Source organism: Citrobacter sp. On2M (assembly GCF_018035235.1).
Lineage (GTDB): Bacteria > Pseudomonadota > Gammaproteobacteria > Enterobacterales > Enterobacteriaceae > Citrobacter > Citrobacter meridianamericanus.
The window spans coordinates 1,230,966-1,257,404 of sequence record NZ_WPCV01000004.1; the positions used below are offsets into that span (position 1 = coordinate 1,230,966).

The window sequence follows — 26,439 nt, forward strand, 5'->3', positions numbered from 1 at the left end:
GATGGTAGAAACCCTGCTCGAAGTGCGTAATCTGAGCAAAACCTTTCGCTACCGGACGGGCTTATTCCGCCGCCAGACCGTTGAGGCCGTTAAGCCACTGAGCTTCACTCTACGCGAGCGCCAGACGCTTGCCATCATTGGTGAAAATGGTTCCGGCAAGTCCACGCTGGCAAAGATGCTGGCAGGTATGATTGAGCCCACCAGCGGTGAGCTACTGATTGACGATCACCCGTTAAAATATGGCGATTATTCATTCCGCAGCCAGCGTATCCGTATGATTTTCCAGGATCCGTCAACGTCGCTCAATCCACGGCAGCGTATCTCGCAAATCCTCGATTTCCCGCTACGTCTGAATACCGACCTTGAACCTGAACAGCGCCGTAAGCAGATCGTTGAAACCATGCGCATGGTTGGGCTACTGCCCGATCACGTAAGCTACTACCCGCATATGCTAGCCCCAGGGCAAAAACAGCGTCTGGGCCTTGCTCGTGCGCTCATTTTGCGTCCAAAAGTCATTATCGCTGACGAAGCCCTGGCCTCTCTGGACATGTCGATGCGTTCACAGCTCATCAACCTGATGCTGGAATTACAGGAAAAACAGGGAATATCGTATATCTATGTAACCCAACACATCGGCATGATGAAACATATCAGCGATCAGGTATTGGTCATGCACCAGGGCGAAGTGGTTGAACGCGGCAGTACAGCGGATGTTCTGGCCTCCCCGCTGCACGAACTTACCCGCCGCCTGATTGCCGGTCATTTCGGCGAAGCGCTTACCGCTGATGCCTGGCGAAAAGATCGCTAGCAAAATTGCAGCCCTCCTCAACCGGAGGGCCAATTTGCAATCAGTGGTAAAGACTGGGTAAGAGCAGTGTATCAACGTCAGTAAACGCAACCGAAGGGAAAAGGGTTCCCTGCATCACCCATACGCCCGCAGCGCCTGCCTCGTCGATAAGACGTGCTGTTTCCACACCCTCTACCGCAATACGGTTGCAGTATTCACGGATGTTTTTAATCAACACCGGGAACATCGGTTTTTCAACCTGTTCAAGGAAAAACCCACGATCCAGTTTCACAACGTCAAACTGGCCGCAAACCAGTGGACTGGCTCCAACGCTGCCGGATCCAAGATCGCCCAGCCATAAGGCGTTTGGGCCATCGCAAAGCGAATTAATCAGCAGATCATTCAGGCACAGGGTATTCGTCAGGAAACGTTCTGAAAGTTCGAGTGCAATAAAAGGCATTGCACGTAGTGCTGATTTGATGATCGGGTCGCCAATCGCCAGCAGCGCCATTTCTTCAATGAGGTTTAGGGTACAGAAAAGGTTGTGGTTCTCAAACCAATCACGCTTTTCAGCAATTAATCGAATTTGCTCGAGCATGAAATTACGCTTTTGTTCGCTATTCCACGCTGAAATGATGAGCTCTGGATATAACGGCAGAACCGTATCTGAAACAAACCGGGCGCTCATCTCTACACCCAGTAATGTATCAGTGGTGTCTCTCATCTGTTCCGCGATGAAATGATAGTGCATAAGACCACTCCAATTGATCATAACGTCCTGATAATGCACTTTTAATCACAATCAATCAATAATATCGATCAATGAATCAATATTGATCGATAAAAGCAATATATAATAACTTATTGAATATTATACGTTTATGTATTTTAAGAATGTTCCAGTATTGCCATAAGTTAAATCATAAGCTAGTGAAGACAGATTGTCTTTTAATACCTGTGTATCGATGCATTTTATTCTTTCTCAACTACTCCGTTGGATCGTGGGTTGGATGAGGCAGACCCCGGCCAGAGTGGTATACTCCACGCCTGTATTGGAGAGCGGAAGGTCACTCAGGACTGATTACCATTCAATAAGAGACAGGGGTGGAGATAACTTCAGACCAATGCAGGACGTTCACGCAATTCCAATGATGACTTATTGATTAATAAAAGATAAACAATCGCCATAAGGATTAAACTATGGGTTTTCTTTCCGGTAAGCGCATTCTGATAACAGGTCTTGCCAGCAAATTGTCCATTGCCTGGGGAATCGCCCAGGCAATGCATCGCGAAGGCGCAGAACTCGCTTTCACCTGGCAGAACGACAAACTGAAAGGCCGCGTGGAAGAATTTGCAGCTCAACTGGGTTCCAGTATCACACTGCAGTGTGATGTGGCGGAAGACGCCAGTATTGACGCAATGTTTGCTGAGCTGAGCAAAGCCTGGCCTAAATTCGACGGTTTCGTTCATTCCATTGGCTTCGCGCCTGCTGACCAACTGGATGGCGACTATGTGAATGCAGTCACCCGAGAGGGTTTTAAAATTGCTCATGACATCAGCGCTTACAGCTTTGTGGCGATGGCAAAAGCCTGCCGTTCCATGCTGAATCCGGGTTCTGCGCTGCTGACCCTATCCTATCTGGGCGCAGAGCGTGCCATCCCTAACTACAACGTGATGGGTCTGGCGAAAGCCTCTCTGGAAGCGAACGTGCGTTATATGGCCAACGCGATGGGGCCTGAAGGCGTGCGAGTGAACGCCATTTCCGCAGGTCCAATCCGTACACTCGCCGCTTCTGGCATTAAAGATTTTCGTAAAATGCTGGCGCACTGTGAAGCGGTTACGCCGATTCGCCGCACCGTTACCATTGAAGATGTGGGCAACTCCGCAGCATTTCTGTGCTCCGATCTCGCTGCCGGTATCTCTGGTGAAGTAGTTCACGTTGACGGTGGCTTCAGTATCGCCGCAATGAACGAGCTGGAACTTAAATAAGCCTAAGATCTCGATGGGCGGTTTTGTGCCGCCCATGACTCTCCTCTGTCAGCCACCACATATGCCTTTCTGATATTTATTATCACGTAACAATCTTTTATCCCCTCATCCGCTTACGTCAGGATATTGCAGCGCAAACGATCCGGCGTAGTAGTATGACGACGAGTCCGGGTCGCCACTTTTAGACCAAGGAACGCCCATGGAACAACGCCGAATTGAAGGTAAAAGCCACTGGTATCATGAGACGCAATCCAGCACGTATCCGCAAAAAGTTCTGCCGCTGGTGCCGGAAGCCGCTCATGTCGACGACAGCTTTTTACTGGATCTGGCATTACCTGATGACGCTCTTTCGCCCTTTGAATCCTGGTTAACCCCTGCCCGTAAACTTGCCCTGACGCTCTTCCCGGCTCATGAAAACCTGAATCAGATGCATACGTTCAGCGCCTATGAACGGATGAGTACAGCCCTGACCGTCGCTCAGGTGTATGGCGTCCAGCGATTATGTAATCACTATGCCGCGCGTTTAACACCACTTCCTGGTCCGGACTCCTCGCGGGAAAGTAACTATCGACTGGCGCAAATCACCCAATATGCTCGCCAACTTGCCCGCTCTCCTGACGTGATAGGCGAACGCGACCGTCAGCATCTGGAGGCGGTCGGACTGACCACCAGCGATAATATTCTGATGAATCAAATCATCGGCTTCGTCGGTTTTCAGGCCCGAACCGTGGCCCTGTTTCAGGCCTGGTCTGGTCACCCGCTACGGCGAATACCAGGGCTGGATATACAGCAGTTCGCTCAGGCTTCATCCTTCAGCGCCACAAACACAACCTGGCATGCTGCACCATTCCCGATCGAAAAATACCTCCCCCATGATGAGAACACTGCCAGAGCGTATCCGGATGAGCTGCAAGCCTTGGTGCCATTACTGATACATGCACCGGTCATTTTGGATTTACTCACGACGTTGATTTCCAGTGCCCGGCGCAGCGCTGTATCAGTACAGGCATTTTCACTGGCGGCGCTGATGACGTCACGAATTAACGGCAGCGTAGCCTGCTTTAACGAGCAGGCGCATACAGCAAATGAATTAGTCGACGTTATCGCCCTGCTTCGCCTGGATGAACGTGAATTACAGCGTTGGGAACAACGACATCCGGTTGAGCGCGCCACCCTGCAAGCGGTACAATGGTTGACACGAGCGCCCGACCGCTTTAGCGCCGCATTGTTAACGCCTTTGTTCGATCAGGGGCTCTCTTCGGAGCAGGCTATTAACCTGCTCACCTGGAGCGGATTGTGCGGATGGTTGAATCGCTTGAAAATCGCGCTGGGCGAGACTTGTTAACCGATCCACTTACTGAAAGAGCGCTTGCCGCAACTGATAGAATCGCGTAAAACTGTCAGCCGCTCTTTTAGCCACGAAAATAGACAATTATGCTTCAGGACAACCCGCTGCTAGCGCAGCTTAAACAGCAACTGCATTCCCAGACGCCACGTGCTGAAGGGGTGGTAAAAGCCACGGAAAAAGGCTTTGGCTTCCTCGAAGTCGATGCACAAAAAAGCTATTTCATTCCGCCGCCGCAGATGAAAAAAGTGATGCATGGCGACCGCATTGTTGCCGTTATCCATACCGAAAAAGATCGTGAATCTGCCGAGCCGGAAGAACTGATTGAACCCTTCCTGACGCGCTTCGTGGGTAAAGTTCAGGGCAAAAATGACCGTCTCGCCATCGTGCCGGATCATCCGTTACTGAAAGATGCTATCCCTTGCCGTGCCGCCCGCGGTGTTGAGCATGAATTTAAAGAAGGTGACTGGGCCGTCGCTGAAATGCGCCGCCACCCGCTGAAAGGCGATCGCACCTTCTATGCCGAGCTAACCCAATTTATCACGTTTGCTGATGACCACTTTGTTCCGTGGTGGGTGACGCTGGCACGTCATAATCTTGAAAAAGAAGCACCTGACGGTGTGGCAACTGAGATGCTGGATGAGGGTTTGGTACGCCAGGACTTAACCGCCCTCAACTTTGTTACCATCGACAGCGCCAGCACCGAAGATATGGATGATGCGCTATATGCTGAAGAACTGGCCGACGGCAAACTGCAGTTAACCGTCGCCATTGCTGACCCTACAGCATGGATTGCTGAAGACAGCAAGCTGGACAAAACGGCAAAAGTTCGCGCGTTTACTAACTATCTGCCAGGGTTCAATATCCCAATGCTGCCGCGTGAACTGTCTGACGATTTGTGTTCTCTGCGTGCAAATGAAGTGCGTCCGGTTCTGGCCTGTCGTATGACCATCGCCGAAGATGGCGCGATTGAAGACAACATCATCTTCTTCGCCGCAATGATTGAATCGAAAGCGAAGCTGGTCTACGACAACGTCTCCGACTGGCTGGAGGGCGCGGGTAACTGGCAGCCTGAAAATGAGGCGATTGCTGAGCAAATTCGCCTGCTGCATCGTATTTGCCTCAGCCGCGGTGAATGGCGTCATAACCATGCGCTGGTATTTAAAGATCGCCCGGATTATCGTTTCGTTCTGGGTGAAAAAGGCGAAGTGCTGGACATCGTCGCTGAGCCGCGCCGCATCGCTAACCGTATTGTGGAAGAGTCCATGATTGCGGCAAACATTTGCGCCGCCCGAGTACTTCGCGACAAGTTGGGCTTCGGGATTTATAACGTCCATATGGGATTCGATCCTGCGAACGCCGACGCGCTGGCTGCGCTGCTGAAAACCCATGGTATGCACGTGGATGCTGAGGAAGTTCTGACGCTGGAAGGTTTCTGCAAACTGCGTCGCGAACTTGATGCACAGCCTTCCGGTTTCCTCGACAGCCGCATTCGCCGCTTCCAGTCTTACGCTGAAATAAGTATCGAGCCAGGTCCGCACTTTGGACTGGGTCTGGAGGCTTACGCCACCTGGACCTCTCCGATTCGTAAGTATGGCGACATGATCAACCACCGTCTGCTCAAGGCCGTCATCAAAGGTGAATCCATCGCCCGCCCTCAGGATGATACCACCGTGCAAATGGCGGAACGTCGTCGCCTGAACCGAATGGCTGAGCGTGATGTGGGAGACTGGTTATACGCCCGTTTCCTGAGTGACAAAGCCGGTACCGACACCCGCTTTGCGGCTGAGATCATTGACGTCAGCCGCGGTGGCATGCGCGTACGCTTAGTTGATAATGGCGCTGTTGCATTTATTCCAGCCCCGTTCCTGCACGCCGTTCGTGACGAACTGGTATGCAGCCAGGAAAGCGGCACCGTGCAAATTAAAGGTGAAGTTGTTTACAAAGTCACGGATGTGATTGACGTAACTATCGCTGAAGTACGGATGGAAACCCGCAGCGTTATTGCGCGCCCAGCGGTATAACACACATCAAGCCAACGACCTTTCTCATTGTGTGAAAGGTCGTTTTCTTTTTTTCGCCCAAATTTCCACCACGCACTACACTTCTTTCATTCGGCTAATTTTAATTTTTTTACTATTTTCAGTTCCGCTGGCTTTGCTTTTTACGGATTCTGGATTACACATAAATATATAAAAAAAACAATACGTTCAGCCATAATCACCCTGAATGAATCATGGCTACCCATACTTTTGAGGCTCTATGCGCTTTAAACGGGATAGTACACATCATGAAAGACGTCCGGGAGCTGATTACGTTGTATAGCTATGTGGGCACTAATAACCCTTACTGGCGTTTGTCAGAGGATTGCAACATCCTGCATTTCTCTGTCGAAGAAACGTCAGAGGCCGATCAGACCATCGAATTATCCCCGGAACAAGCCGATCGCATTCGCGAGATGACGGTAATTACATCAAGTTTATTAATGACGTTACCAATTGAAGATGACAACATTCCCGTGCATCTGGTCGGCCGAAAAATCAATAAGCGTGAATGGGCCGGTAGCGCATCCGCCTGGGATGACACCCCTTCCGTCGCCCGTGATCTGGCTCACGGCCTCTCTTTTGCCGAACAGGTGGTTTCTGAAGCCAATTCAGTCATTGTCATTCTTGATCGCATGGGCAACATTCAGCGGTTTAATCGACTCTGCGAAGAGTATACCGGACTCAAAGAACGTGAAGTCATTGGCCAAAGTGTATTCACATTATTTATGAGTCGACGTGAAGCGGCCGCGTCACGACGCAATATCGAGGTCTTTTTTCGCGAAGGTAACTCGTATGAAGTTGAACGCTGGGTGAAGACCTGTAAAGGACAGCGTCTGTTTTTATTTCGTAATAAATTTGTGCATAACGGTAGCGGAAAGAACGAAATATTTCTGATCTGTTCCGGGACCGATATCACTGAAGAACGCCGCGCCCAGGAGCGTTTGCGGTTGTTGGCGAATACTGACTCGATCACTGGATTACCCAATCGCAACGCTATTCATGATCTGATCAGCAATGCGATTGAGAACGCGGGCGAAATGCAGGTCGGGATTGTGTACCTCGATCTGGATAACTTCAAAAAGGTAAACGATGCCTACGGGCATATGTTTGGCGATCAGCTATTGCAAAGCGTATCGCTGGCAATCCTCAGTTGCCTTGGCGAAAACCAGTTACTGGCACGATTTGGCGGTGATGAGTTCATTGTCCTTGCCACCGAAACATCCCAGGGTTCACTGGAAGCCACCGCGTCGCGTATTCTGACACGCCTGCGTCAACCCTTTCGCATCGGCCTGATTGAAATCTATACCGGATGCTCTATTGGTATTTCCCTCGCACCACAGCATGGTCAGGACTGCGAGAGCGTTATTCGTAACGCGGATACTGCCATGTACACTGCGAAAGAAGGCGGTCGCGGGCAGCTTTGTGTCTTCTCCCCGGAAATGAATCAGCGGGTATTTGAATATCTGTGGCTGGATACCAATCTGCGTAAGGCACTGGAAAACGATCAACTGGTTATCCACTATCAGCCAAAGATAACCTGGCGCGGCGAAGTACGTAGCCTTGAGGCTCTGGTTCGCTGGCAATCTCCGGAACGCGGCCTCATTCCACCGCTGGAATTTATCTCCTATGCCGAAGAATCGGGGCTTATCGTCCCGCTGGGTCGTTGGGTTATTCTCGATGTTGTGCGCCAGGTCGCGAAATGGCGCGCCAAGGGCATAAACCTACGTGTGGCGGTAAACGTTTCTGCCAGACAGCTCGCCGACCAGACGCTTTTTACCGCGCTTAAGCAAGTACTTCACGAACTTGATTTTGAGTATTGCCCTATCGATGTTGAGTTAACAGAAAGTAGTTTGATTGAAAATGAGCAACTGGCGCTGTCCGTGATTCAGCAGTTTAGCCAGTTAGGTGCGCAAATCCATTTAGATGATTTTGGTACCGGTTATTCGTCGCTGTCCCAACTGGCTCGCTTCCCGCTTGATGCAATAAAACTGGATCAAACCTTTGTCAGAGATGTACACAAACAATCGATTTCACAATCGCTGGTACGGGCCATTGTTGCGGTCGCACAGGCGCTCAACCTACAGGTGATTGCTGAAGGTGTGGAAAGCGCGAAAGAGGATGCGTTTCTGACCAAAAATGGCGTCAATGAGCGTCAGGGTTTTTTATTCGCCAAACCAATGCCGGCCGCCGCATTTGAGCGTTGGTATCGACGACATCTGAATAAAAAAATGCGCTAATGCAGAGAGGTTACACGTAGTGAATAATCATAAGTGGATATGAGATGAGGAACCTATCTGCATGTAATCACAGAATATATAATATTCTTCAATCGTTCTGCTTAATACTATTTTTCCCTTCTCTTTTGCCATGAAATTCTGCATCATGAAATTCAAACTCTATTGCCATTAGGATGACAACCATGTCTGATATCGACGCTCAGCGTCTGGCCGAACGTATTGATACCGTGCTGGATATCCTCGTTGCAGGTGATTACCACTCAGCCATCCACAATCTTGAAATTCTTAAGACTGAGCTGTTAAACACGATCAAAGAAGATGCCGAATCTTTGGCGAAAAAGCATAAGGCTCCGTGGGAGATCTGATGACATTGTTCTTTTGATGTCGCTGCTATCAGCGAACTGCAGGTAATGCAGTTTCCGTTTAAATTCCTATACGATATCGCAATAAAATTAATACTATGAATTCCCGACAACAATCTATTTTGCAGATGGTGACAGATAAAGGTCAGATGAGCGTCGCCGATCTGGCAAAAATCACCGGAGTTTCAGAAGTGACGATTCGACAGGATCTGAACACGCTGGAAAAACAGAGTTATTTACGCCGAGCGCATGGTTTTGCTGTTTCACTGAACAGCGATGACGTTGAAACGCGCATGATGACCAATTTCACCCTGAAGCGTGAACTGGCTGAATTCGCCGCATCGCTGGTCAGCCCTGGTGAATCCGTATTTATTGAGAACGGCAGCAGCAATGCCCTTCTGGCCAGAACGTTGGCAGAGCAAAAAGATGTCACCATCATTACTGTGAGCAGCTACATTGCTCATTTGCTCAAAGAAACGCCTTGCGAAGTGATTCTTCTCGGTGGCATTTATCAGAAAAAAAGCGAGAGTATGGTCGGTCCCTTAACACGCCAGTTTATCCAGCAGGTACACTTCAGCAAGGCCTTTATCGGCATCGATGGCTGGCAAGCTGATACCGGTTTTACCGGACGCGACATGATGCGTTCTGACGTGGTTAACGCGGTGCTGGAAAAAGGCGCAGAAGTTATTGTACTTACCGACAGCTCAAAATTCGAAGCCATTCACCCTTACACGCTGGGTCCGTTAGAGCGATTCAGTCGCGTAGTGACGGACTCTGGACTTAGTGCCAGCGTACAAATGCAGCTCGAGCATTCAGGGTTAACCGTCAATATCATTGATACCCACCCATAATATCTTCAGCAGATGGTTTGTTGACAGGCAAATCATCTGCTCTCTGAGAGTTATCTGACAGTCCAATTAAGACTTTTTACCTGTCGTTAACAGGATAAAGTCGTAAAATTAATGTTAGCGATATAACAGGAACGAACATCCAACTTCAGGATAGTGTTTGTATGCCTTCGCTAAACGGTTTCACGGAAATATCTTCGATAGTCTTAATTTAGCGCTATTCTTAAAGAACACTGGATTCCGTGAATCAATAATTCAGGAGAAAGTATTATGTTAGTAACGAGCAAAAAAATGACCGCTGCCATTCTGGCGATTACTCTGGCAATGTCGCTGAGCGCCTGCTCTAACTGGTCCAAACGCGATCGTAACACCGCAATCGGTGCTGGTGCAGGTGCAATAGGTGGTGCAGTCCTGACTGACGGTAGCACGCTTGGTACGCTGGGTGGTGCTGCAGTAGGTGGTATTATTGGCCACCAGGTGGGTAAATAATCTACGGTTGACTGGCTCGGTATAATAATACGTTTACTTTTTTCAGGTCATTACGATTAAAATCGTTATTCTTAAAAAGCCACGGATCAATACCGTGGCTTTTTTTATTAACCGCCTGCCAGCTTAACTTTCATTCCTTTGGCTTCCAGCAGCGATTTAATCAGGTCGCGTTTATCACCCTGTATCTCAATCACGCCATCCTTTACTGCTCCGCCGCAACCACACTTTTTCTTCAATTCCGCCGCTAATTTGGCCAGTTCGGCATCATCTTGATCAACACCGGTGATCAAACACACCCCCTTGCCTTTGCGCCCACTGGTCTGACGTTGGATACGCACAATGCCATCGCCTTTTGGACGCTCAGGCGCCGTTTTCGGTTCATCAATACGCCCGGAATCGGTTGAGTAGACCAGGCGAGAGTTTGAATCATTCATTTATGCACCTCGTTTCAGGGAGGCATTGATCGTCTTCAGCGTCTGAGCTGGGTCGACCGACTGCGTGACCGGACGACCAATCACCATGTAATCCACACCGGCTAACTGCGCCTGTTCTGGCGTCATAATACGGCGCTGATCGCCCGCCTCGCTACCTTCAGGACGAATTCCCGGCGTCACCAGCTTAAATGCCTGACCAAAGGCCTGCTTGAATCGTACCGCTTCTTGCGCTGAGCATACGACCCCATCCAGGCCACAGTTTTGAGTGAGACGAGCCAGTCTTTCAGCATGCTCGGCAGGTGACAACGTCACGCCAAGGTCGGCAAGATCGCTGGCTTCCATACTGGTCAGAACCGTCACCGCAATTAGCAGCGGCGCATCCTTACCAAACGGCGCTAAAGCTTCACGGGCTGCAGTCATCATACGCGCCCCACCAGAGGCATGAACGTTAACCATCCACACACCAAGATCGGCCGCAGCTGCAACCGCATGGGCGGTGGTATTGGGAATATCATGGAATTTCAAATCAAGAAAGACGTCAAAACCACGCTGCTGAAGATCGCGGACCAGCTGAGGTCCAAAAAGCGTGAACATCTCTTTGCCCACTTTCAAACGGCAATCACGAGGATCAATTCTGTCGACAAAAGCTAATGCTTTATCACGATTAGCATAATCGAGAGCGACAACGACAGGAGAATCAGTAACAGCACGAGAAGAAGATGAAGCAGTAAACGTCATGACCAGACCTTCTTGAAGATGGGCGCCGGCAGTGGCGCAAAATGGGTAAACGGCGTGCATTCTACCTGCGGTAATAGAAAATTAACAGGCGCGATTACATTTCTGCCAGGCGAATAGGCAGCGGAGGTTGAGGATGGATTTATCATACCTCAATTAGTATGTTGTAACTAAAGTGAGGTTTTTTTAAAAACTACAGCCCATCAAGTCCGCGAATAGGCTTAATGGTTGACCATGAACGGCAGGACGGGCAGTGCCAGTACAGCGTATATGCAGTAAATCCGCATTTCTGACAGCGGTAGCGTGGTTTGCTGCGCACCTGCTCCCCAACCATATCACGCAAAACCATCAGGCTCTCTTTGGCACGCCCTTCTTCTGCTTCGTTGAGATGATAATCCATCAGCTTGTGGAACACGCGCATTGTAGGATGGCGTTGAAGCTGACGCGTGATGTAAACCTGTGCGGTATCAGTCCCTTCACGTGCTTCAAGGATATCGGCCAACATTAACTCAGCAGCGGCGCCAGTATTCTCCTCAACGGCCCGACGTAAGAACTCTGCCCACTCATCGTTTTTCCCCAGATGCTGGTAGCAGCTTTGTAGCATTTCCAGCGTTTCGCTGACCAGCTCTTTATCCTGGGAAATCACCCGCTGCAGGCTTTCAACCGCCTTGGCGTAATCGCCTTTCACCATATACACGCGGCCCATCATGATGGATACCCGTGCACTGTTTTTGTCTGCCGCGGCCCCTTTTTTCAACAACGTCATGGCACGATCCATATCGTCGTTACCCATTTGCTGTAAGGCCAGTTCGCAGTAAAAATGCGCTATCTCAATGCGCTGCTTATCTTTACCAAGCTTCACCAGACGTTCCGCCACATCAATGGCTTTTTGCCATTCGCTGGTTGCCTGATAAATTTGCAGTAGTTGCTGCAATGCGCCAACGCGAAAGTCTGTTTCATCGGTAAGCTGATTGAACATGTCTTCAGCTCGGTCGTACAGACCCGCGGCCATGTAGTCGCGCCCCAACTGCTGTACGGCCAGCAAACGCTGCTCGTAGGTCAGTGAGGCACTTTCCATCAGCGTTTGATGGATGCGGATTGCACGATCGACTTCACCGCGAGAGCGGAACAGGTTTCCGAGGGTGAGATGAGCCTCAACGGTGCCTGTATCCTCTTTTAGCATATCGAGGAACAAATCCACCGCTTTATCTTGTTGGTTGCTCAGAAGGAAGTTAACCCCAGCGACATAGTCGCGGGAGAGACGGTTAGCTTCATCCTGCCGGGTTTGTTGCGCACTTCTGCGACCCATATACCACCCATAGGCAGCAGCTACAGGTAAAAGCAGAAACAACAACTCCAACATAAATAATTATTCCTTCACAACCGACGAATCGGCAGATACCGCAACGTCGGTCGCAGGCGCAAGCTGGTTTTCCAGTCGTTTGGTTTTACGTTCGGCGCGTGCAAGAGATACACGAACCTTCAGCCAGAACAGGCCGCAAATTAACCAACCAATGGCAAAACCTGCGGCAAACAATACAGCAAGCAGCGTAGAGATACGATACTCACCCTGAGCCAACAGGTAATTAAACGTAACCTGTTGATCGTTTTGCGCACCTAATGTCACCGAGATAACAAAAATCGCCAACACCAGTAAGAAAATGAGTAAATATTTCACATTACTTCCCGTTATGTGGTTTAAGCGAATAAATCGTGTACAACTTACCGCGTTGAGCCCTTTAAATTACCATTTTCACAACGAGTGCGAAATGGAAAAGCGCTTTCCGCATTCTGATTTAAGGGCAAAATTTGAAAAATCAATCATAGCTAGCTTTCTTGCTCACGTTGCGCGATTTCTTTTGCCTCCTGCACAGGCGGCGTTAATGGTCCGCATACTCGCTGCGCGAGCCATGTTGCCAGCGTCACCAGCAGCCACGAAATCAGCGTTGCAACGACCAAATCACGCGGCCAGTGCATGCCCAACAGCAAACGGCTACCCATAACACCCGTCGCCCAGATAAGCAAAAACACAATCGTCAGCGTACGTCTGCGCGGCCATAACAGTCCTACGGCCAGTAAAGCCCAACTGGCGGCAAACATCGTATGCCCGGACGGAAAGGCAAAGCCCGTTTCTTTCTGCCAGTGCTTGCGTAAAAACGTTGGAATATCCTGTTGTTCAGCCAATTGTTCTTTAACTAAGTGCCCGCGATCTTTACGATTTAAAGTGTAGAACTCATCAACCGGAATATGGTGCGTTTTTTCCAGCCACACAACAAAGGGTCTTGGCTCTTGCACTCTGTCTTTTACCCAGGACTTCACGCCCTGCCCCACTAAAATTGCCGCCGCCAGGATAGCAAACAGCATTATCGCGGCTTTAAGACGAAAACGCAGGCACCAGAGAAACCATACACAGAGCGCAACGTGAGTGATAATTCCCCACGGCTGCGTCACCGTTTCTGTTATCCAGTACAGGGTTTTTAACCACCAGACATTGTGTCCCGGCTGCCAGTTCCAGCCTGATACCCATACGGTAACCGGCATGATCAGTAGCAGTCCGGCGCCAACTGCCGTACGCTTTGCAATTGAAAGCATTGCCTCTCCTTTTGTCGATAAGTCTCACAATCATAACTGAAAAATACGTATGCTGGGAAAATTGACAATTTTGTGCCATTCCAAAAATGAATCCGTTGCCACGATTAGGTGAACGTCGCTGCCTTATGGCAAAATAGTGCAATACAGAACAGAAGCCGACAGGCGACGGCACGACGAGTGCCAGCATAATCTGGAGAATTACATGCAGCTTAAACGTGTGGCAGAAGCCAAACTGCCGACCCCCTGGGGTGATTTCCTGATGGTGGGATTTGAAGAACTGGCAACCGGACACGATCATGTCGCCCTGGTTTTTGGCGATATTACAGGCCAAACGCCTGTCCTGGCTCGCGTCCACTCCGAATGTCTGACCGGCGATGCGTTGTTTAGTCTGCGTTGCGATTGTGGTTTCCAGCTTGAAGCAGCACTCACCCACATTGCTGAAGAAGGGCGTGGTATTCTGCTTTATCACCGTCAGGAAGGGCGCAACATTGGCCTGCTCAACAAAATTCGCGCTTACGCGTTGCAGGACCAAGGTTATGATACCGTTGAAGCAAATCATCAGTTGGGATTTGCAGCAGACGAGCGCGATTTCACGCTGTGTGCAGATATGTTCAAACTGCTGGGTGTGGACGAAGTACGTTTACTGACCAATAACCCGAAGAAAGTGGAGATTCTGACCGAAGCGGGAATCAATATCGTTGAACGCGTACCGCTAATTGTAGGCCGTAACCCAAACAATGAACATTATCTGGACACTAAAGCCGCCAAGATGGGACATTTGCTGGGCAAGTAAGCGTTGTCACCGCCTGTAAAAAAGCCTGCTCTCGCAGGCTTTTTATCTTTTAATTTAACATGTTACGAATCACATAGTGCAAAATACCATCGTTCTGGTAATACGTTAGCTCCGTCGCGGTATCAATACGACAGCGGCACTGAATCACCTCTTTGCGCCCATCTGCGCGTACTATATTCACTGGAACTGCCGCGCCTGGTTTAATATTTTGTAGCTCCGTGATATCAATCGCTTCCTCACCGGTTAATCCCAGCGTCTTACGCGTGACGCCCTGCGGAAATTCCAGCGGCAATATCCCCATGCCAATCAGGTTAGAACGGTGAATTCGCTCAAAAGACTCAGCGATAACCACGCGGACCCCCAGCAAGCGCGGGCCTTTCGCCGCCCAGTCGCGACTGGAGCCGGAGCCGTACTCTTTACCGGCAATGACCGCCAGCGGAATGTTCTCCTGCTGATATTGCATCGCCGCATCATAGATAGCCACCACCACTGTTCCAGGTAAATGACGCGTCATGCCGCCTTCTACACCGGGTACCATCTCATTGCGAATGCGAATATTAGCAAACGTACCGCGCATCATCACTTCATGGTTCCCACGTCGTGAACCGTAGGAGTTAAAATCTTTACGCTCAACGCCGTGGCTTTGCAGATAGCGACCCGCCGGGCTGTCCGGCTTAATACTACCGGCTGGTGAAATATGGTCGGTGGTGACGGAATCGCCGAGCATAGCCAGAATACGTGCGCCATGGATGTCCTGAACCGGATCCGGCGTAGCCTGCATACCATCAAAGAACGGCGACAAGCGAATGTAAGTTGAATCGGACTGCCAGCCATAGGTATCAGCTCTATCAACATCAATAGCTTTCCATTCCGGTGTGCCCTCAAAAACTTCAGCATATTCTTTATGGAACATGGCGGTAGAGACCTGCTCAACGGCACGGGCGATTTCCTGGGCAGTCGGCCAGATATCTTTCAGATACACGGGGTCACCTTTTCGGTCATGACCCAGCGGATCTTTCGTCAGATTGATGTTCATATTCCCCGCCAGGGCGTAGGCCACCACCAGTGGTGGAGACGCCAACCAGTTGGTCTTCACGAGCGGATGAATACGGCCTTCAAAGTTACGGTTGCCGGAAAGCACCGCCCCAACGGTAAGATCGCCTTTTTTGATGGCTGTCTCAATAGGGTCGGGTAACGGCCCTGAGTTACCAATGCAGGTGGTGCAACCATAACCCACAAGGTTAAATCCCAGCTCATCAAGGTACGGTGTAAATCCGGCCTGTGCCAGATAGTCAGAAACCACCTTTGATCCTGGTGCCAGCGAGGCTTTCACCCAGGGCTGACGTTTCAGACCAAGCGTCACTGCTTTTTTCGCCAGTAGCCCCGCCGCCATCAATACACTGGGGTTAGAGGTGTTCGTACAGGAGGTGATTGCCGCTATCACCACTGCGCCATCAGGCAGTTTATACTGCTGACCGCTCATGGTGTACTCCACCGGCTGACGGTCTTTCAGCGAGCTATTTACCTCAAGTTCATTACTCGCCGAAAATGCTTTCGGTACATCCGCCAGCGCAACACGATCCTGCGGACGCTTCGGTCCGGCAAGGCTTGCTTCTACGCTGCCCATATCCAGTTCCAGCGAGCTGGTAAATACGGGTTCATCGCCAGGGTTTCGCCACATGCCCTGCGCTTTAGCATAGGCACTAACCAGATCAACCTGCTCCTCACTGCGTCCACTCAGACGCATATATTCAAGGGTGATGTCATCGATCGGGAAGAAGCCGCAGGTTGCACCGTATTCGGGTGACATGTTCGCAATGGTCGCTCGATCGGCCAGCGGTAAGGTGTCCAGACCATCACCGTAAAACTCAACAAATTTTCCGACCACGCCGTGCTTACGTAGCATCTGGGTGACGGTCAGAACCAGGTCGGTCGCGGTGATGCCTTCCCGCAGTTTGCCCACCAGCTTGAAGCCCACAACATCCGGGATAAGCATTGAGACAGGTTGACCCAGCATTGCCGCTTCCGCTTCAATGCCTCCCACCCCCCAGCCCAGCACACCGAGACCATTAATCATTGTCGTATGGGAGTCAGTACCGACCAGCGTATCGGGGTAAGCCACCCATTCACCGTCCTGTAATTCGCTCCAGACGGCTTTACCGAGGTATTCAAGGTTAACCTGGTGGCAAATCCCCGTCCCCGGTGGCACAACGCTGAAGCGACTAAATGCCTGTTGTCCCCATTTCAGGAACACATAACGCTCATGGTTTCGTTCCATTTCCAGACGAACGTTTTCTTCGAAAGCGTCGTCATCACCAAAACGATCCACCGTTACCGAGTGGTCAATAACAAGGTCCACTGGCGAAAGCGGATTCACTTTTGCCGTATCCCCGCCCAGACGTTTCACCGCTTCGCGCATGGCGGCCAGATCGACCACTGCCGGCACGCCGGTAAAATCCTGCATCAGAACGCGAGCAGGTCGATAGGCAATTTCGCGATCCGCATGGGCAGTTTTCAGCCAATGCGCAAGCGCATGAATATCGTCTTCAGTAACTGAATTTTCGTCCTGCCAGCGCAGCAGGTTTTCCAGCAAAACTTTTAGCGATTTGGGGAGACGGGTGATATCACCCAGTGATTTCGCGGCCAGCGGCAGACTGTAGTAGCGGTAGGTTTTATCTTTAACCTGCAATGTGTCCTTACTGGCTTCTCGTAGGGTCGACGACATAGCTCCTCCTTAAATGACAGGGTTGGATCCCCTGATTTTCCTCAGGGTTAGTATTAAAGATAACACAAACAAAATGTAACGCTTTGATAACAACTCAAATTGATAAAAAGCGGAAACAATCTAAAGTGGCAAGTGAAGTAAATGGCGAGAAGAAGAGTTTAAACGATGAAAGTTAATACGGTGATTGTGTAGCAGGTAATGGCCAATCGATAATACGCTGATTAGCGTGGCTCACGCATGTTCTAGGAATAAATTATTAGATATACAAACGACAAAATAATAATAGTTATAAAACAGATATCAATTATTGTTCCTGTTCATCATCTTCCGTAAACAGGTCGATAAACGCCCGTTGTTCAGGAGTGAGTTCCCAGGACGCAGGAATATTCGGTTTATTCTCTGCGCCACGATGGCTCTCCTGCTCATGGTCATCAGGAGATGGCGTCACGATAGAATGCTGTTCCGCTGCGGACATGACCTACCCCCACACGTTCCACGCCACGAGCGCGACAATAATCCAAAACACGGTAGAGCCAAGAAACACAGCGAACCAGGCTTTACGTTTCATCGCGGGATCCCGGCGTGCCGGCTGGTTTCCTGAAGGCATCGCTAACCTCATACTATCGAAATCACTTATCATTTAGGCACCAAACAATCGGTACAATTAATCATTAGATAAGAGGAATCCTAATAAAAAAGGTAAAAAAAAGCCAGTTAATTTTCGTACTCGACCTGATAAATAAATCAATTGTTTGATCGGTTATAAATATTTGACAGGTATTTTTGGCACGCTGAGTAATTTGAAACTACTTTAGGAAATATTTTCCATAAATAAATTATGGTTAATATAGGGAGCGGAAATAATGAATAAATTCAGAGTGTCCCGTCGGTATCACTTTATGCTTAAGGATACCGACGGAGTAACAGCAGTTATTATTTCTCAGGCAATTTAATATCTTTAAACATGGCTTCAATATCATCGTTGGAACGCAGCGCCACCGCCGTATCCACCACATCGCGGGTCAGATGCGGCGCGAAACGTTGAATAAAATCATACATATAACTGCGTAAAAATGTGCTGCGACGAAAACCAATTTTAGTGGTGCTATGGCTAAAGATATCGTGCGCATCCACGCGCACAAGGTCTGGGTCTGAGACGGGATCTACTGCCATACTGGCAATCACACCGACGCCGAGCCCCAGGCGGACATAGGTCTTAATAACATCGGCATCAGTCGCGGTAAAGACAATACGCGGCTCCAGACCCGCACGGTTAAACGCGGTATCCAGCTCCGAGCGTCCTGTAAACCCAAACGTGTAAGTCACCAGCGGATACTGCGCCAGTTCCTCAATGGATACCGAGGATTTGCCCGCCAACGGATGCTCAGGTGTGACGACGATCGAACGATTCCAGTGGTAGCAAGGTAGCATCACCAGATCGTCGTACAGATGCAGAGCTTCCGTCGCAATAGCAAAATCTGCATTTCCTTTCGAGACGGCTTCGGCGATTTGCGTCGGCGATCCCTGATGCATATGTAATGAGACGCGAGGATAGCGCTCGATAAAACCTTTAATCACGTTCGGTAAAGCGTAACGCGCCTGGGTGTGCGTGGTGGCGATATATAACGAGCCTTTGTCCGGCCAGGTATGTTCGCCCGCAACGGACTTAATGGCATCCACCTTCGACAGAACTTCTCGCGCAATACGAATGACTTCTTGCCCCGCTGGCGTAACCTGCGTCAGGTGCTTACCGCTACGAGCAAAAATCTGGATACCCAGTTCATCTTCCAGCATACGAACTTGCTTACTGATACCGGGCTGGGAGGTATAAAGCCCTTCCGCCGTTGAGGAGACATTAAGGTTGTGGTTCACCACCTCAACAATGTAGCGAAGCTGCTGTAATTTCATATTAAGCCATCCCGATTTGCGCCATCAAATCATCGTTTCAAAGCAAGCTGCTAAGCGCTGCTAATACGATTTAATAATAAAAAGTCTGTTAACTATAACCACTATATCATTTCTATGTGATCTGTATAGGCATGATAAAAAATAATAGGGCCTAAACAAAAAGGGCCGCTTATGCGACCCTTTAAGGAGAAATTCAGCCAAAATACTGTTATTTCTTCCCTTCTACCCATTTACCGTCAACGAAGAACGCGGACCAGCCGGTCGCCTTACCGTCTTTCTCAGCGGCGACGTACTGCTGCTTGGTTTTACGGCTGAAGCGAACCATGGACTTGTTGCCGTCCGGATCTGTCTGCGGTGCATCTGCCAAATAGCGCAGTTTTTCCGGTAGACGATCGCGGAAACGGTACAACTCTTCCACCAGCGGCGCACGGGTCTCACGTGATTTCGGGAACGTATTTGCCGCGAGGAAGATACCTGCAGCACCATCACGTAACACGAAATACGCGTCAGATTTTTCACACGGCAGTTCCGGCAACGGAACCGGATCTTCTTTCGGCGGAGCGACTTCACCGTTGCGCAGGATCTTACGGGTATTTTTGCACTCGTCGTTGGTACACGCCATGTACTTGCCAAAACGCCCCATTTTCAGGTGCATCTCAGAGCCACATTTCTCACACTCAACGATAGGACCGTCATAACCCTTGATGCGGAATTCGCCCTCTTCAATCTCATAGCCATCGCAGGTAGGGTTATTACCACATACATGCAGCTTGCGCTTAGGATCGATAAGGTAGCTGTCCATCGCCGTGCCGCATTTCTGGCAGCGACGTTTGGCGCGCAGAGCATTCGTTTCCGCATCGTCGCCTTCCAGCACGTTCAGTACTTCGTTTTCCGGCACCAGATTAATGGTAGTTTTGCAACGCTCTTTCGGGGAAAGCGCGTAACCGGAACAACCAAGGAAAACGCCGGTACTGGCGGTACGAATCCCCATCTTGCGTCCGCAGGTCGGACAATCAATGCTGGTCAGCACCATCTGGTTCGGACGCATACCGCCCTCTTCAGGATCTTTCTCGGCTTTATCCAGTTGCTGAGTAAAATCAGTGAAGAAGTTGTCGAGCACGCCCTTCCATTCGGCTTCGTGATTCGCGACCTGATCGAGGCTGTCTTCCATCTGCGCGGTAAAATCGTAGTTCATCAGTTCACGGAAGTTTTCTTCCAGACGATCGGTGACGATTTCACCCATTTTTTCTGCGTAGAAACGACGGTTTTCCACGCGAACATAACCGCGATCCTGAATCGTAGAAATGATCGACGCATACGTTGATGGACGACCAATGCCACGCTTTTCAAGCTCTTTAACCAGCGAGGCTTCACTGAAACGTGCAGGCGGTTTAGTAAAGTGCTGTGCTGGCGTCAGTTCGATAAGCGTCAGCGTATCGCCTTTTTCTACCGCCGGTAAAATGCGGTCTTCATCGCCCTTACGCAGCGCTGGCATTACCTTTGTCCAGCCATCGAAGCGCAGAATACGACCGCGCGCCTTCAGACGGAAATCACCCGCGTCTACGGTCAACGTGGTTGAGTCGTATTTAGCTGGCGTCATCTGACAGGCAACAAACTGGCGCCAAATCAGTTGATACAGTTTTTGCGCATCGGCTTCCATGTCTTTCAGCGATTCCGCCTGTACGGCGACATCGGAAGGACGAATAGCTTCATGCGCTTCTTGCGAGTTCTCTTTGCTGGCGTACTGGTTCGCGCTATCCGGCAAATATTTTTTGCCAAAATTATCGCTGATGTAATCGCGGACCATGTTCACCGCGTCCTGGCTCAGGTTAGTTGAGTCAGTACGCATGTAAGTGATATAGCCCGCTTCATACAAGCGTTGCGCCATCATCATGGTTTTCTTCACACCGAAACCCAGACGCGTGCTGGCAGCCTGCTGTAGCGTAGAGGTGATAAACGGCGCGCCCGGCTTGCTGCTGGTCGGCTTATCTTCACGTTCCAGAACGCTGTAGCGCGCTTTTTCCAACAGACTAACGGCGGCAAGCGTTTGTTCCCGGTTGACCGGACGGAACGGTTTATCATTCTGATGCGTCACCTCGAGCGGTAACGCGTCACCGCCTGGCGTGGTTGTGTTGGCATCAATCTCCCAGAACTCTTCTGGAACAAATGCTTTGATTTCGCGTTCACGCTCAACCACCAGACGCACAGCAACTGACTGTACGCGACCAGCTGACAGACCACGCGCAATTTTTTTCCACAGCAGCGGCGACACCATATAGCCCACAACACGGTCCATAAAGCGGCGCGCCTGTTGCGCATTTACACGGTCGATGTTCAGTTCGCCAGGTTTTTCAAATGCCTGACGAATAGCGTTTTTGGTAATTTCGTTAAACACCACGCGGCTGTAGCGGGTGTCATCGCCACCGATCACTTCCCGCAGGTGCCACGCAATGGCTTCCCCTTCGCGGTCAAGGTCGGTTGCGAGATAGATGTGGTCGGCTTTTTCAGCCAGTTGCTTCAGTTCAGAAACCACTTTCTCTTTACCGGGCAGCACTTCATAGCGCGCATCCCAGTTGTGCCACGGGTCAACACCCATACGGTTGACGAGAGCGCCACGTTCATCCTTTTTGGGCTTTTTAGCCGTTTTGGTGGAGGTTGAGTCGGCGCTCTTTTTAGTTGCTGAGCCACTGGTCGGCAAATCACGGATATGACCGACGCTGGATTTCACCACGTAGTCATTACCCAGATACTTGTTGATCGTTTTGGCTTTTGCCGGGGACTCAACGATGACAAGAGCTTTACCCATATTCACCTTTACCTAATTTGATTCTTCCAGAATGCGTCGCACGTTGATTCACCTTCCACTGGCGACGAGACATCGATATGGTCTCTGCGTCGGCGGATATCAACCCCTTAAACTGATTCGCGCTTGCAATGTAACTCTCATATAACTGAGTTAACAGGCTTTTTTGCTCACAAACGCTATAGCACGACGAAGTATTGGTCGAATGTCAAGCAAATCTGTTGCCAGATTGACGAAAGCGTCACACTGTACCTGATAAAATGCGTTACGCAACTTTATTAGCATGCAAAAACAAATATCGCCAGTTGTAACACCGCCGTAAAACCTTCATTTATGTCAGGGAATATTTGCCCATAAGCTGGGCTCAGCGTAGACTAATGTCCTTGTTTAAGGAGTAAATCATGCATAAAGACACTCAACCCATCGATCGCGAAACACTGCTGATTGAAGCCAACAAAATCATTCGTGAGCATGAGGACACGCTGGCGGGGATTGTCGCCACCGGAGTTACACAGCGAAATGGTGTACTGGTTTTCAGCGGAGATTACTTTTTAGACGAGCAAGGGCTACCGACGCCCAAAAGTACGGCTGTGTTTAATATGTTTAAACACCTGGCGCACGTACTTTCTGAAAAGTATCACTTGATCGATTAACGCGAGAAATCATTTGCCGGATGGCGACTGAGCTTAATCCTGCCTACGTTAGTGCATATCTGTAGGTCGGGTAAGACGCGTTTGCATCGCCACCCGGCAATGAAGATTTACATCAGAGGTTTCTGTCCCCGCTGCCACCAGCGCATCAGCAAACGGTCAGCGCTCTCCGCCGCACTACCGGTGAAACGATCCATCAGTTTTTTACGCTGCAGGTAACGTACGTTTAATACCTCGCGGCCTTCCATCAACCCGAGGATCACCTCATCGCTGGTATTGATCTCATCCACTAACCCATTTGCCAGTGCTTGTTGACCAAACCAATGTTCCCCTGTGGCAACCTGCTCAATGTCCAGAGTCGGACGCATGCGCTGCACAAAATCTTTAAACAGATGATGCGTTTCGTTCAGATCTTCGCGGAATTTCTGCCGCCCTTCTTCCGTGTTTTCACCGAGTAAAGTCAGCGTACGTTTATACTGTCCGGCGGTATGCAGCTCGATATCAATATCTTTCCCTTTCAGGAAACGGTTAAAGTTCGGGATCTGCGCGACGACGCCAATAGAGCCGACGATAGCAAACGGCGCCGAGACAATTTTATCCGCCACGCAGGCCATCATATATCCGCCGCTGGCAGCGACTTTATCTACCGTGACGGTTAGCGGGATCTGCTTATCGCGCAAGCGTTGTAACTGCGAGGCGGCCAGACCATAGCCATGTACCACGCCGCCCGGACTTTCAAGACGAACCACCACCTGGTCCTGAGGTTTAACGACCGCCAGCACCGCTGTAACCTCTTCGCGTAATGCGCTGACCTCATGGGCATCCATACTGCCTTTAAAATCGAGAACCCATACCCGAGGCTTATCAGATAACGTGCTGTCTCCCTGTTTCGCTTTAGCCTTAGCCGCTTTCGCCTCCAACTTATGTTTCTTTTTCTGCGCCTTGTGCCAAAGTTTTTGCTGATGCCCATCTAACAGGGCCAGCGACAGGTCTTCCTTCATCTCTTTATATTGATCGCTGAGATTAATAACCCGTAATTCTCCACGCTGACGTTTGCGTTGTGTCGCATTTACAATCAGCATCACCACCACCGCGATAGCCACGACGACAGTGACAATTTTTGCCAAAAACAGCCCATATTCAGACAACAATTCCACAAGACCCACCTTGGTTAAACAACGCTACTTTTGCTCAGTGTACAACAGCCTTGTTAACCCGTCTTGCTTCTCCATCCAGTGAGGAACCAGCAAAAAGCATGACAACGCGTTCATTTTGCGGTGTTATTGCCTTTGGCTGATTGAAAAAGAACAGGGTTTAAGGCATAAAGCCCAAAAGTTATCGCGAACGAGATGGCCAGACGTCGCCGAGGAGTAGCCGTGCATTATCAACCTAAACAAGACCTTCTACAGGACCGCATTATTCTGGTCACCGGAGCCAGCGACGGCATCGGGCGTGAGGCCGCTCAGACCTATGCGCGTTACGGCGCGACCGTTATTCTGCTTGGACGCAACGAAGAGAAACTGCGCCGGGTTGCCCGCACCATCGCCGATGAAAACGGTACGCAACCACACTGGTTTACGCTGGATCTGCTCAACTGCACATCCACTGAATGCCACCAGCTCGCACAACGCATTGCCGCGCATTTCCCGCGTCTGGATGGTGTACTGCATAATGCCGGGTTGCTCGGCGATATTTGCCCGATGAGCGAACAAAACCCGCAGGTCTGGCAGGACGTGATGCAAGTAAACGTCAATGCGACCTTTATGCTGACACAGGCATTGCTGCCGTTGTTGCTCAAATCTGATGCCGGCTCGCTGGTCTTCACCTCCTCCAGCGTCGGTCGCCAGGGGCGCGCCAACTGGGGGGCATATGCCGTCTCCAAATTTGCTACCGAAGGAATGATGCAGGTTCTGGCAGATGAATATCAGAACCGCCACCTGCGCGTAAACTGTATCAATCCTGGCGGTACACGTACCGACATGCGAGCCAGCGCATTCCCGACCGAAGATCCGCAAAAATTGAAAACGCCCGCCGATATCATGCCGCTCTATCTGTGGCTGATGGGCGATGACAGCCGCCGTAAAACCGGTATGACTTTCGATGCCCAGCCGGGCCGTAAACCAGGAATAGCCCAATGAGTGAAGAACGCTATCAACAGCGCCAGCAGCGCGTAAAAGACCGGGTTGATGCCCGTGTTGCCGCAGCGAAAGATGAGCGCGGGATTATCATCGTGTTCACCGGTAATGGTAAGGGAAAAACCACCGCCGCGTTCGGTACCGCCACCCGCGCAGTAGGTCACGGTAAAAAAGTCGGCGTGGTGCAATTTATTAAGGGCACATGGCCAAACGGGGAACGTAACTTACTCGAACCTCACGGCGTAGAGTTTCAGGTCATGGCAACAGGATTTACCTGGGAAACGCAGAACCGCGAGTCCGACACCGCTGCCTGTATGGCCGTGTGGGAACACGGTAAGCGGATGCTGGCCGATGCTGAGCTGGATATGGTGATACTGGACGAACTGACCTACATGGTGGCTTACGACTACCTGCCGCTTGAAGAGGTCATCAATGCCCTGAACGCGCGCCCAGCCCATCAAACGGTCATTATCACTGGGCGTGGATGTCATCGCGATATTCTGGAGTTAGCTGACACGGTCAGCGAGCTGCGCCCGGTCAAGCATGCGTTTGAAGCGGGCGTGAAAGCCCAGCCAGGGATCGATTACTAAAAAAGGGCCCACTGGGCCCTTTTGATCTCTACGACAGCAAAATTAACCGTTGTTGCTGCGACCGCCCGGACGACGGCTGCTGCCGACCTGAGAGTGACGCTTTACCGCACGACGGATCTGGTTTGCCTTCATGCGGCGACGATCTTTCTCGACGGCCACTTTGGAGGTCGTTTCTGGTTTCAGCTCCACCAGTTCACGCAGATAGTTGGTCTGAGCAAGATCAAGCTCTGTCCAGCCACCACGCGGCAGGCCTTTCGGCAGCGGGATATCACCGTAACGGACACGGATCAAACGGCTTACCTGCACACCTACGGCTTCCCACAGGCGACGGACTTCACGGTTACGCCCTTCGGTCAGCGTGACGTTATACCACTGGTTGATCCCTTCACCGCCGCTGAACTTGATCGTTTTAAACGCAGCCGGACCATCTTCCAGCTGCACGCCACGACTCAGATCGCGCAGTTTCGCGTCATCAACCTGGCCAAACACACGCACCGCATATTCACGTTCAACTTCGCGGCTTGGGTGCATCAAACGGTTCGCGAGCTCACCGTCGGTGGTGAACAACAGTAAACCACAGGTATTCACGTCCAGGCGCCCCACAGCAATCCAGCGCGCGTCGCGCAGTTTTGGCAGACGATCAAATACGGTCGGACGACCTTCCGGATCGTTACGGGTACACAGTTCACCTTCTGGCTTGTAGTAGGCCAGAACGCGGCAGATTTGCTCCGCAGGCTCTTTAACCGAAATCAGATGACCGTCGATACGGATTTTCAGACCCGGCGTGACTTCAACGCGATCGCCGAGCGTGGCAATTTTGCCATCAACGCTCACGCGACCCGCGGCAATAATAGATTCAATTTCACGGCGAGAACCGTGGCCAGCGCGCGCCAGCACTTTTTGTAACTTTTCGCTCATAGAGCTTCCTTTAGATGTCGCCTTCACAGGCGTCGAACAGGAGAATCAACGGCG

Annotated in this window: 25 protein-coding genes; 12 read left to right on the plus strand and 13 right to left on the minus strand. The window is 50.6% G+C overall.

Features of this window, described 5'->3' with window-relative positions; translation table 11 throughout:
• The first annotated feature begins 1 nt into the window (after position 1).
• Positions 2–808, plus strand: a complete 807-nt coding sequence (gene sapF, locus On2M_RS16205; RefSeq protein ID WP_151219354.1) for a peptide ABC transporter ATP-binding protein SapF — start codon at positions 2–4, stop codon at positions 806–808.
• 40 nt (positions 809–848) lie between these two features.
• On the opposite strand, the gene On2M_RS16210 is transcribed toward sapF, so the two are convergent.
• Positions 849–1,538, minus strand: coding sequence for an EAL domain-containing protein (locus tag On2M_RS16210; RefSeq protein WP_210905155.1), 690 nt, complete (start codon positions 1,536–1,538; stop codon positions 849–851).
• A 449-nt stretch (positions 1,539–1,987) separates the two neighbouring features.
• Between On2M_RS16210 and fabI the strand changes: the two genes are divergently transcribed.
• The 7 genes from fabI (at position 1,988) to osmB (ending at position 10,102) form a co-directional block, all read left to right on the plus strand.
• Entirely contained in the window at positions 1,988–2,776 is a 789-nt protein-coding gene (fabI, locus tag On2M_RS16215) for an enoyl-ACP reductase FabI (RefSeq protein WP_187252345.1), read from the plus strand.
• Positions 2,777–2,975: 199 nt separating this feature from the next.
• A complete protein-coding gene (locus tag On2M_RS16220) occupies positions 2,976–4,121 on the plus strand; it encodes a carboxymuconolactone decarboxylase family protein (protein ID WP_210905156.1) in 1,146 nt (381 codons plus the stop codon).
• Positions 4,122–4,210: 89 nt separating this feature from the next.
• Positions 4,211–6,145 (plus strand): exoribonuclease II, encoded by a 1,935-nt coding sequence (locus tag On2M_RS16225; protein ID WP_210905157.1) that lies wholly within the window; start codon positions 4,211–4,213, stop codon positions 6,143–6,145.
• Positions 6,146–6,411: 266 nt separating this feature from the next.
• Complete coding sequence (gene pdeR, locus On2M_RS16230; RefSeq protein WP_210905158.1) at positions 6,412–8,403, plus strand: cyclic di-GMP phosphodiesterase; 1,992 nt, start codon at positions 6,412–6,414, stop codon at positions 8,401–8,403.
• Between the two features lie 173 nt (positions 8,404–8,576).
• The gene (locus tag On2M_RS16235) at positions 8,577–8,768 is read left to right on the plus strand and encodes a hypothetical protein (protein ID WP_187252343.1); all 192 of its coding nucleotides are present in this window, start codon (positions 8,577–8,579) and stop codon (positions 8,766–8,768) included.
• Positions 8,769–8,863: 95 nt separating this feature from the next.
• A complete protein-coding gene (locus On2M_RS16240; RefSeq protein ID WP_151225515.1) occupies positions 8,864–9,616 on the plus strand; it encodes a DNA-binding transcriptional regulator YciT in 753 nt (250 codons plus the stop codon).
• A gap of 267 nt (positions 9,617–9,883) precedes the next feature.
• Positions 9,884–10,102 (plus strand): osmotically-inducible lipoprotein OsmB, encoded by a 219-nt coding sequence (osmB, locus tag On2M_RS16245; RefSeq protein WP_003020583.1) that lies wholly within the window; start codon positions 9,884–9,886, stop codon positions 10,100–10,102.
• A gap of 107 nt (positions 10,103–10,209) precedes the next feature.
• Here the strand turns inward: osmB and yciH are convergent, their stop codons facing one another.
• From yciH to pgpB, 5 genes are all read right to left on the minus strand, one after another.
• Positions 10,210–10,536 carry a stress response translation initiation inhibitor YciH gene (gene yciH, locus On2M_RS16250; protein ID WP_151219360.1) on the minus strand — a complete coding sequence of 109 codons (327 nt, stop codon included), beginning with the start codon at positions 10,534–10,536 and terminating at the stop codon, positions 10,210–10,212.
• Complete coding sequence (gene pyrF, locus On2M_RS16255; RefSeq protein ID WP_151225517.1) at positions 10,537–11,274, minus strand: orotidine-5'-phosphate decarboxylase; 738 nt, start codon at positions 11,272–11,274, stop codon at positions 10,537–10,539.
• Between the two features lie 190 nt (positions 11,275–11,464).
• Positions 11,465–12,634, minus strand: coding sequence for a lipopolysaccharide assembly protein LapB (lapB, locus tag On2M_RS16260; protein WP_151219362.1), 1,170 nt, complete (start codon positions 12,632–12,634; stop codon positions 11,465–11,467).
• 6 nt (positions 12,635–12,640) lie between these two features.
• Entirely contained in the window at positions 12,641–12,949 is a 309-nt protein-coding gene (locus tag On2M_RS16265) for a LapA family protein (protein ID WP_210905159.1), read from the minus strand.
• Between the two features lie 149 nt (positions 12,950–13,098).
• Positions 13,099–13,863, minus strand: coding sequence for a phosphatidylglycerophosphatase B (gene pgpB, locus On2M_RS16270; RefSeq protein WP_151219363.1), 765 nt, complete (start codon positions 13,861–13,863; stop codon positions 13,099–13,101).
• 202 nt (positions 13,864–14,065) lie between these two features.
• On the opposite strand from pgpB, the gene ribA reads away from it, so the two are divergent.
• Complete coding sequence (gene ribA, locus On2M_RS16275; protein WP_003020601.1) at positions 14,066–14,656, plus strand: GTP cyclohydrolase II; 591 nt, start codon at positions 14,066–14,068, stop codon at positions 14,654–14,656.
• A gap of 49 nt (positions 14,657–14,705) precedes the next feature.
• Here ribA and acnA read toward each other — a convergent pair whose 3' ends face one another.
• From acnA to topA, 5 genes are all read right to left on the minus strand, one after another.
• Positions 14,706–17,381, minus strand: a complete 2,676-nt coding sequence (gene acnA, locus On2M_RS16280) for an aconitate hydratase AcnA (protein ID WP_210905160.1) — start codon at positions 17,379–17,381, stop codon at positions 14,706–14,708.
• A 304-nt stretch (positions 17,382–17,685) separates the two neighbouring features.
• Positions 17,686–17,856, minus strand: coding sequence for a hypothetical protein (locus On2M_RS16285; protein ID WP_187252339.1), 171 nt, complete (start codon positions 17,854–17,856; stop codon positions 17,686–17,688).
• A 3-nt stretch (positions 17,857–17,859) separates the two neighbouring features.
• Positions 17,860–18,021, minus strand: a complete 162-nt coding sequence (locus tag On2M_RS16290; RefSeq protein WP_247605000.1) for a YmiA family putative membrane protein — start codon at positions 18,019–18,021, stop codon at positions 17,860–17,862.
• A gap of 293 nt (positions 18,022–18,314) precedes the next feature.
• Positions 18,315–19,289 (minus strand): HTH-type transcriptional regulator CysB, encoded by a 975-nt coding sequence (gene cysB / locus On2M_RS16295; RefSeq protein ID WP_151219365.1) that lies wholly within the window; start codon positions 19,287–19,289, stop codon positions 18,315–18,317.
• A gap of 208 nt (positions 19,290–19,497) precedes the next feature.
• Positions 19,498–22,095, minus strand: a complete 2,598-nt coding sequence (topA, locus tag On2M_RS16300; RefSeq protein WP_151219366.1) for a type I DNA topoisomerase — start codon at positions 22,093–22,095, stop codon at positions 19,498–19,500.
• Between the two features lie 398 nt (positions 22,096–22,493).
• On the opposite strand from topA, the gene On2M_RS16305 reads away from it, so the two are divergent.
• Positions 22,494–22,745: a YciN family protein gene (locus tag On2M_RS16305; RefSeq protein WP_003020616.1), complete on the plus strand. Its 252-nt coding sequence runs from the start codon at positions 22,494–22,496 to the stop codon at positions 22,743–22,745.
• A gap of 107 nt (positions 22,746–22,852) precedes the next feature.
• On the opposite strand, the gene sohB is transcribed toward On2M_RS16305, so the two are convergent.
• A complete protein-coding gene (sohB, locus tag On2M_RS16310; protein ID WP_151219367.1) occupies positions 22,853–23,899 on the minus strand; it encodes a protease SohB in 1,047 nt (348 codons plus the stop codon).
• 219 nt (positions 23,900–24,118) lie between these two features.
• Between sohB and On2M_RS16315 the strand changes: the two genes are divergently transcribed.
• Both On2M_RS16315 and cobO read left to right on the plus strand, forming a co-directional pair.
• Positions 24,119–24,880, plus strand: coding sequence for a YciK family oxidoreductase (locus On2M_RS16315; RefSeq protein ID WP_151219368.1), 762 nt, complete (start codon positions 24,119–24,121; stop codon positions 24,878–24,880).
• Positions 24,877–25,467, plus strand: coding sequence for a cob(I)yrinic acid a,c-diamide adenosyltransferase (gene cobO / locus On2M_RS16320; protein ID WP_187252337.1), 591 nt, complete (start codon positions 24,877–24,879; stop codon positions 25,465–25,467). The genes On2M_RS16315 and cobO overlap by 4 nt, the downstream gene beginning before the upstream one ends.
• A gap of 42 nt (positions 25,468–25,509) precedes the next feature.
• Here cobO and rluB read toward each other — a convergent pair whose 3' ends face one another.
• Positions 25,510–26,385 (minus strand): 23S rRNA pseudouridine(2605) synthase RluB, encoded by an 876-nt coding sequence (gene rluB, locus On2M_RS16325; protein ID WP_187252336.1) that lies wholly within the window; start codon positions 26,383–26,385, stop codon positions 25,510–25,512.
• Between the last annotated feature and the right edge of the window lie 54 nt (positions 26,386–26,439).

Coding starts and splice junctions, on each gene's coding strand:
- sapF (WP_151219354.1), top strand. CDS start 2: ATGGTAGAAACCCTGCTCGAAGTGCGTAATCTGAGCAAAACCTTTCGC.
- On2M_RS16210 (WP_210905155.1), bottom strand. CDS start 1,538: ATGCACTATCATTTCATCGCGGAACAGATGAGAGACACCACTGATACA.
- fabI (WP_187252345.1), top strand. CDS start 1,988: ATGGGTTTTCTTTCCGGTAAGCGCATTCTGATAACAGGTCTTGCCAGC.
- On2M_RS16220 (WP_210905156.1), top strand. CDS start 2,976: ATGGAACAACGCCGAATTGAAGGTAAAAGCCACTGGTATCATGAGACG.
- On2M_RS16225 (WP_210905157.1), top strand. CDS start 4,211: ATGCTTCAGGACAACCCGCTGCTAGCGCAGCTTAAACAGCAACTGCAT.
- pdeR (WP_210905158.1), top strand. CDS start 6,412: ATGAAAGACGTCCGGGAGCTGATTACGTTGTATAGCTATGTGGGCACT.
- On2M_RS16235 (WP_187252343.1), top strand. CDS start 8,577: ATGACAACCATGTCTGATATCGACGCTCAGCGTCTGGCCGAACGTATT.
- On2M_RS16240 (WP_151225515.1), top strand. CDS start 8,864: ATGAATTCCCGACAACAATCTATTTTGCAGATGGTGACAGATAAAGGT.
- osmB (WP_003020583.1), top strand. CDS start 9,884: ATGTTAGTAACGAGCAAAAAAATGACCGCTGCCATTCTGGCGATTACT.
- yciH (WP_151219360.1), bottom strand. CDS start 10,536: ATGAATGATTCAAACTCTCGCCTGGTCTACTCAACCGATTCCGGGCGT.
- pyrF (WP_151225517.1), bottom strand. CDS start 11,274: ATGACGTTTACTGCTTCATCTTCTTCTCGTGCTGTTACTGATTCTCCT.
- lapB (WP_151219362.1), bottom strand. CDS start 12,634: ATGTTGGAGTTGTTGTTTCTGCTTTTACCTGTAGCTGCTGCCTATGGG.
- pgpB (WP_151219363.1), bottom strand. CDS start 13,863: ATGCTTTCAATTGCAAAGCGTACGGCAGTTGGCGCCGGACTGCTACTG.
- ribA (WP_003020601.1), top strand. CDS start 14,066: ATGCAGCTTAAACGTGTGGCAGAAGCCAAACTGCCGACCCCCTGGGGT.
- acnA (WP_210905160.1), bottom strand. CDS start 17,381: ATGTCGTCGACCCTACGAGAAGCCAGTAAGGACACATTGCAGGTTAAA.
- On2M_RS16285 (WP_187252339.1), bottom strand. CDS start 17,856: ATGTCCGCAGCGGAACAGCATTCTATCGTGACGCCATCTCCTGATGAC.
- On2M_RS16290 (WP_247605000.1), bottom strand. CDS start 18,021: ATGATAAGTGATTTCGATAGTATGAGGTTAGCGATGCCTTCAGGAAAC.
- cysB (WP_151219365.1), bottom strand. CDS start 19,289: ATGAAATTACAGCAGCTTCGCTACATTGTTGAGGTGGTGAACCACAAC.
- topA (WP_151219366.1), bottom strand. CDS start 22,095: ATGGGTAAAGCTCTTGTCATCGTTGAGTCCCCGGCAAAAGCCAAAACG.
- On2M_RS16305 (WP_003020616.1), top strand. CDS start 22,494: ATGCATAAAGACACTCAACCCATCGATCGCGAAACACTGCTGATTGAA.
- cobO (WP_187252337.1), top strand. CDS start 24,877: ATGAGTGAAGAACGCTATCAACAGCGCCAGCAGCGCGTAAAAGACCGG.
- rluB (WP_187252336.1), bottom strand. CDS start 26,385: ATGAGCGAAAAGTTACAAAAAGTGCTGGCGCGCGCTGGCCACGGTTCT.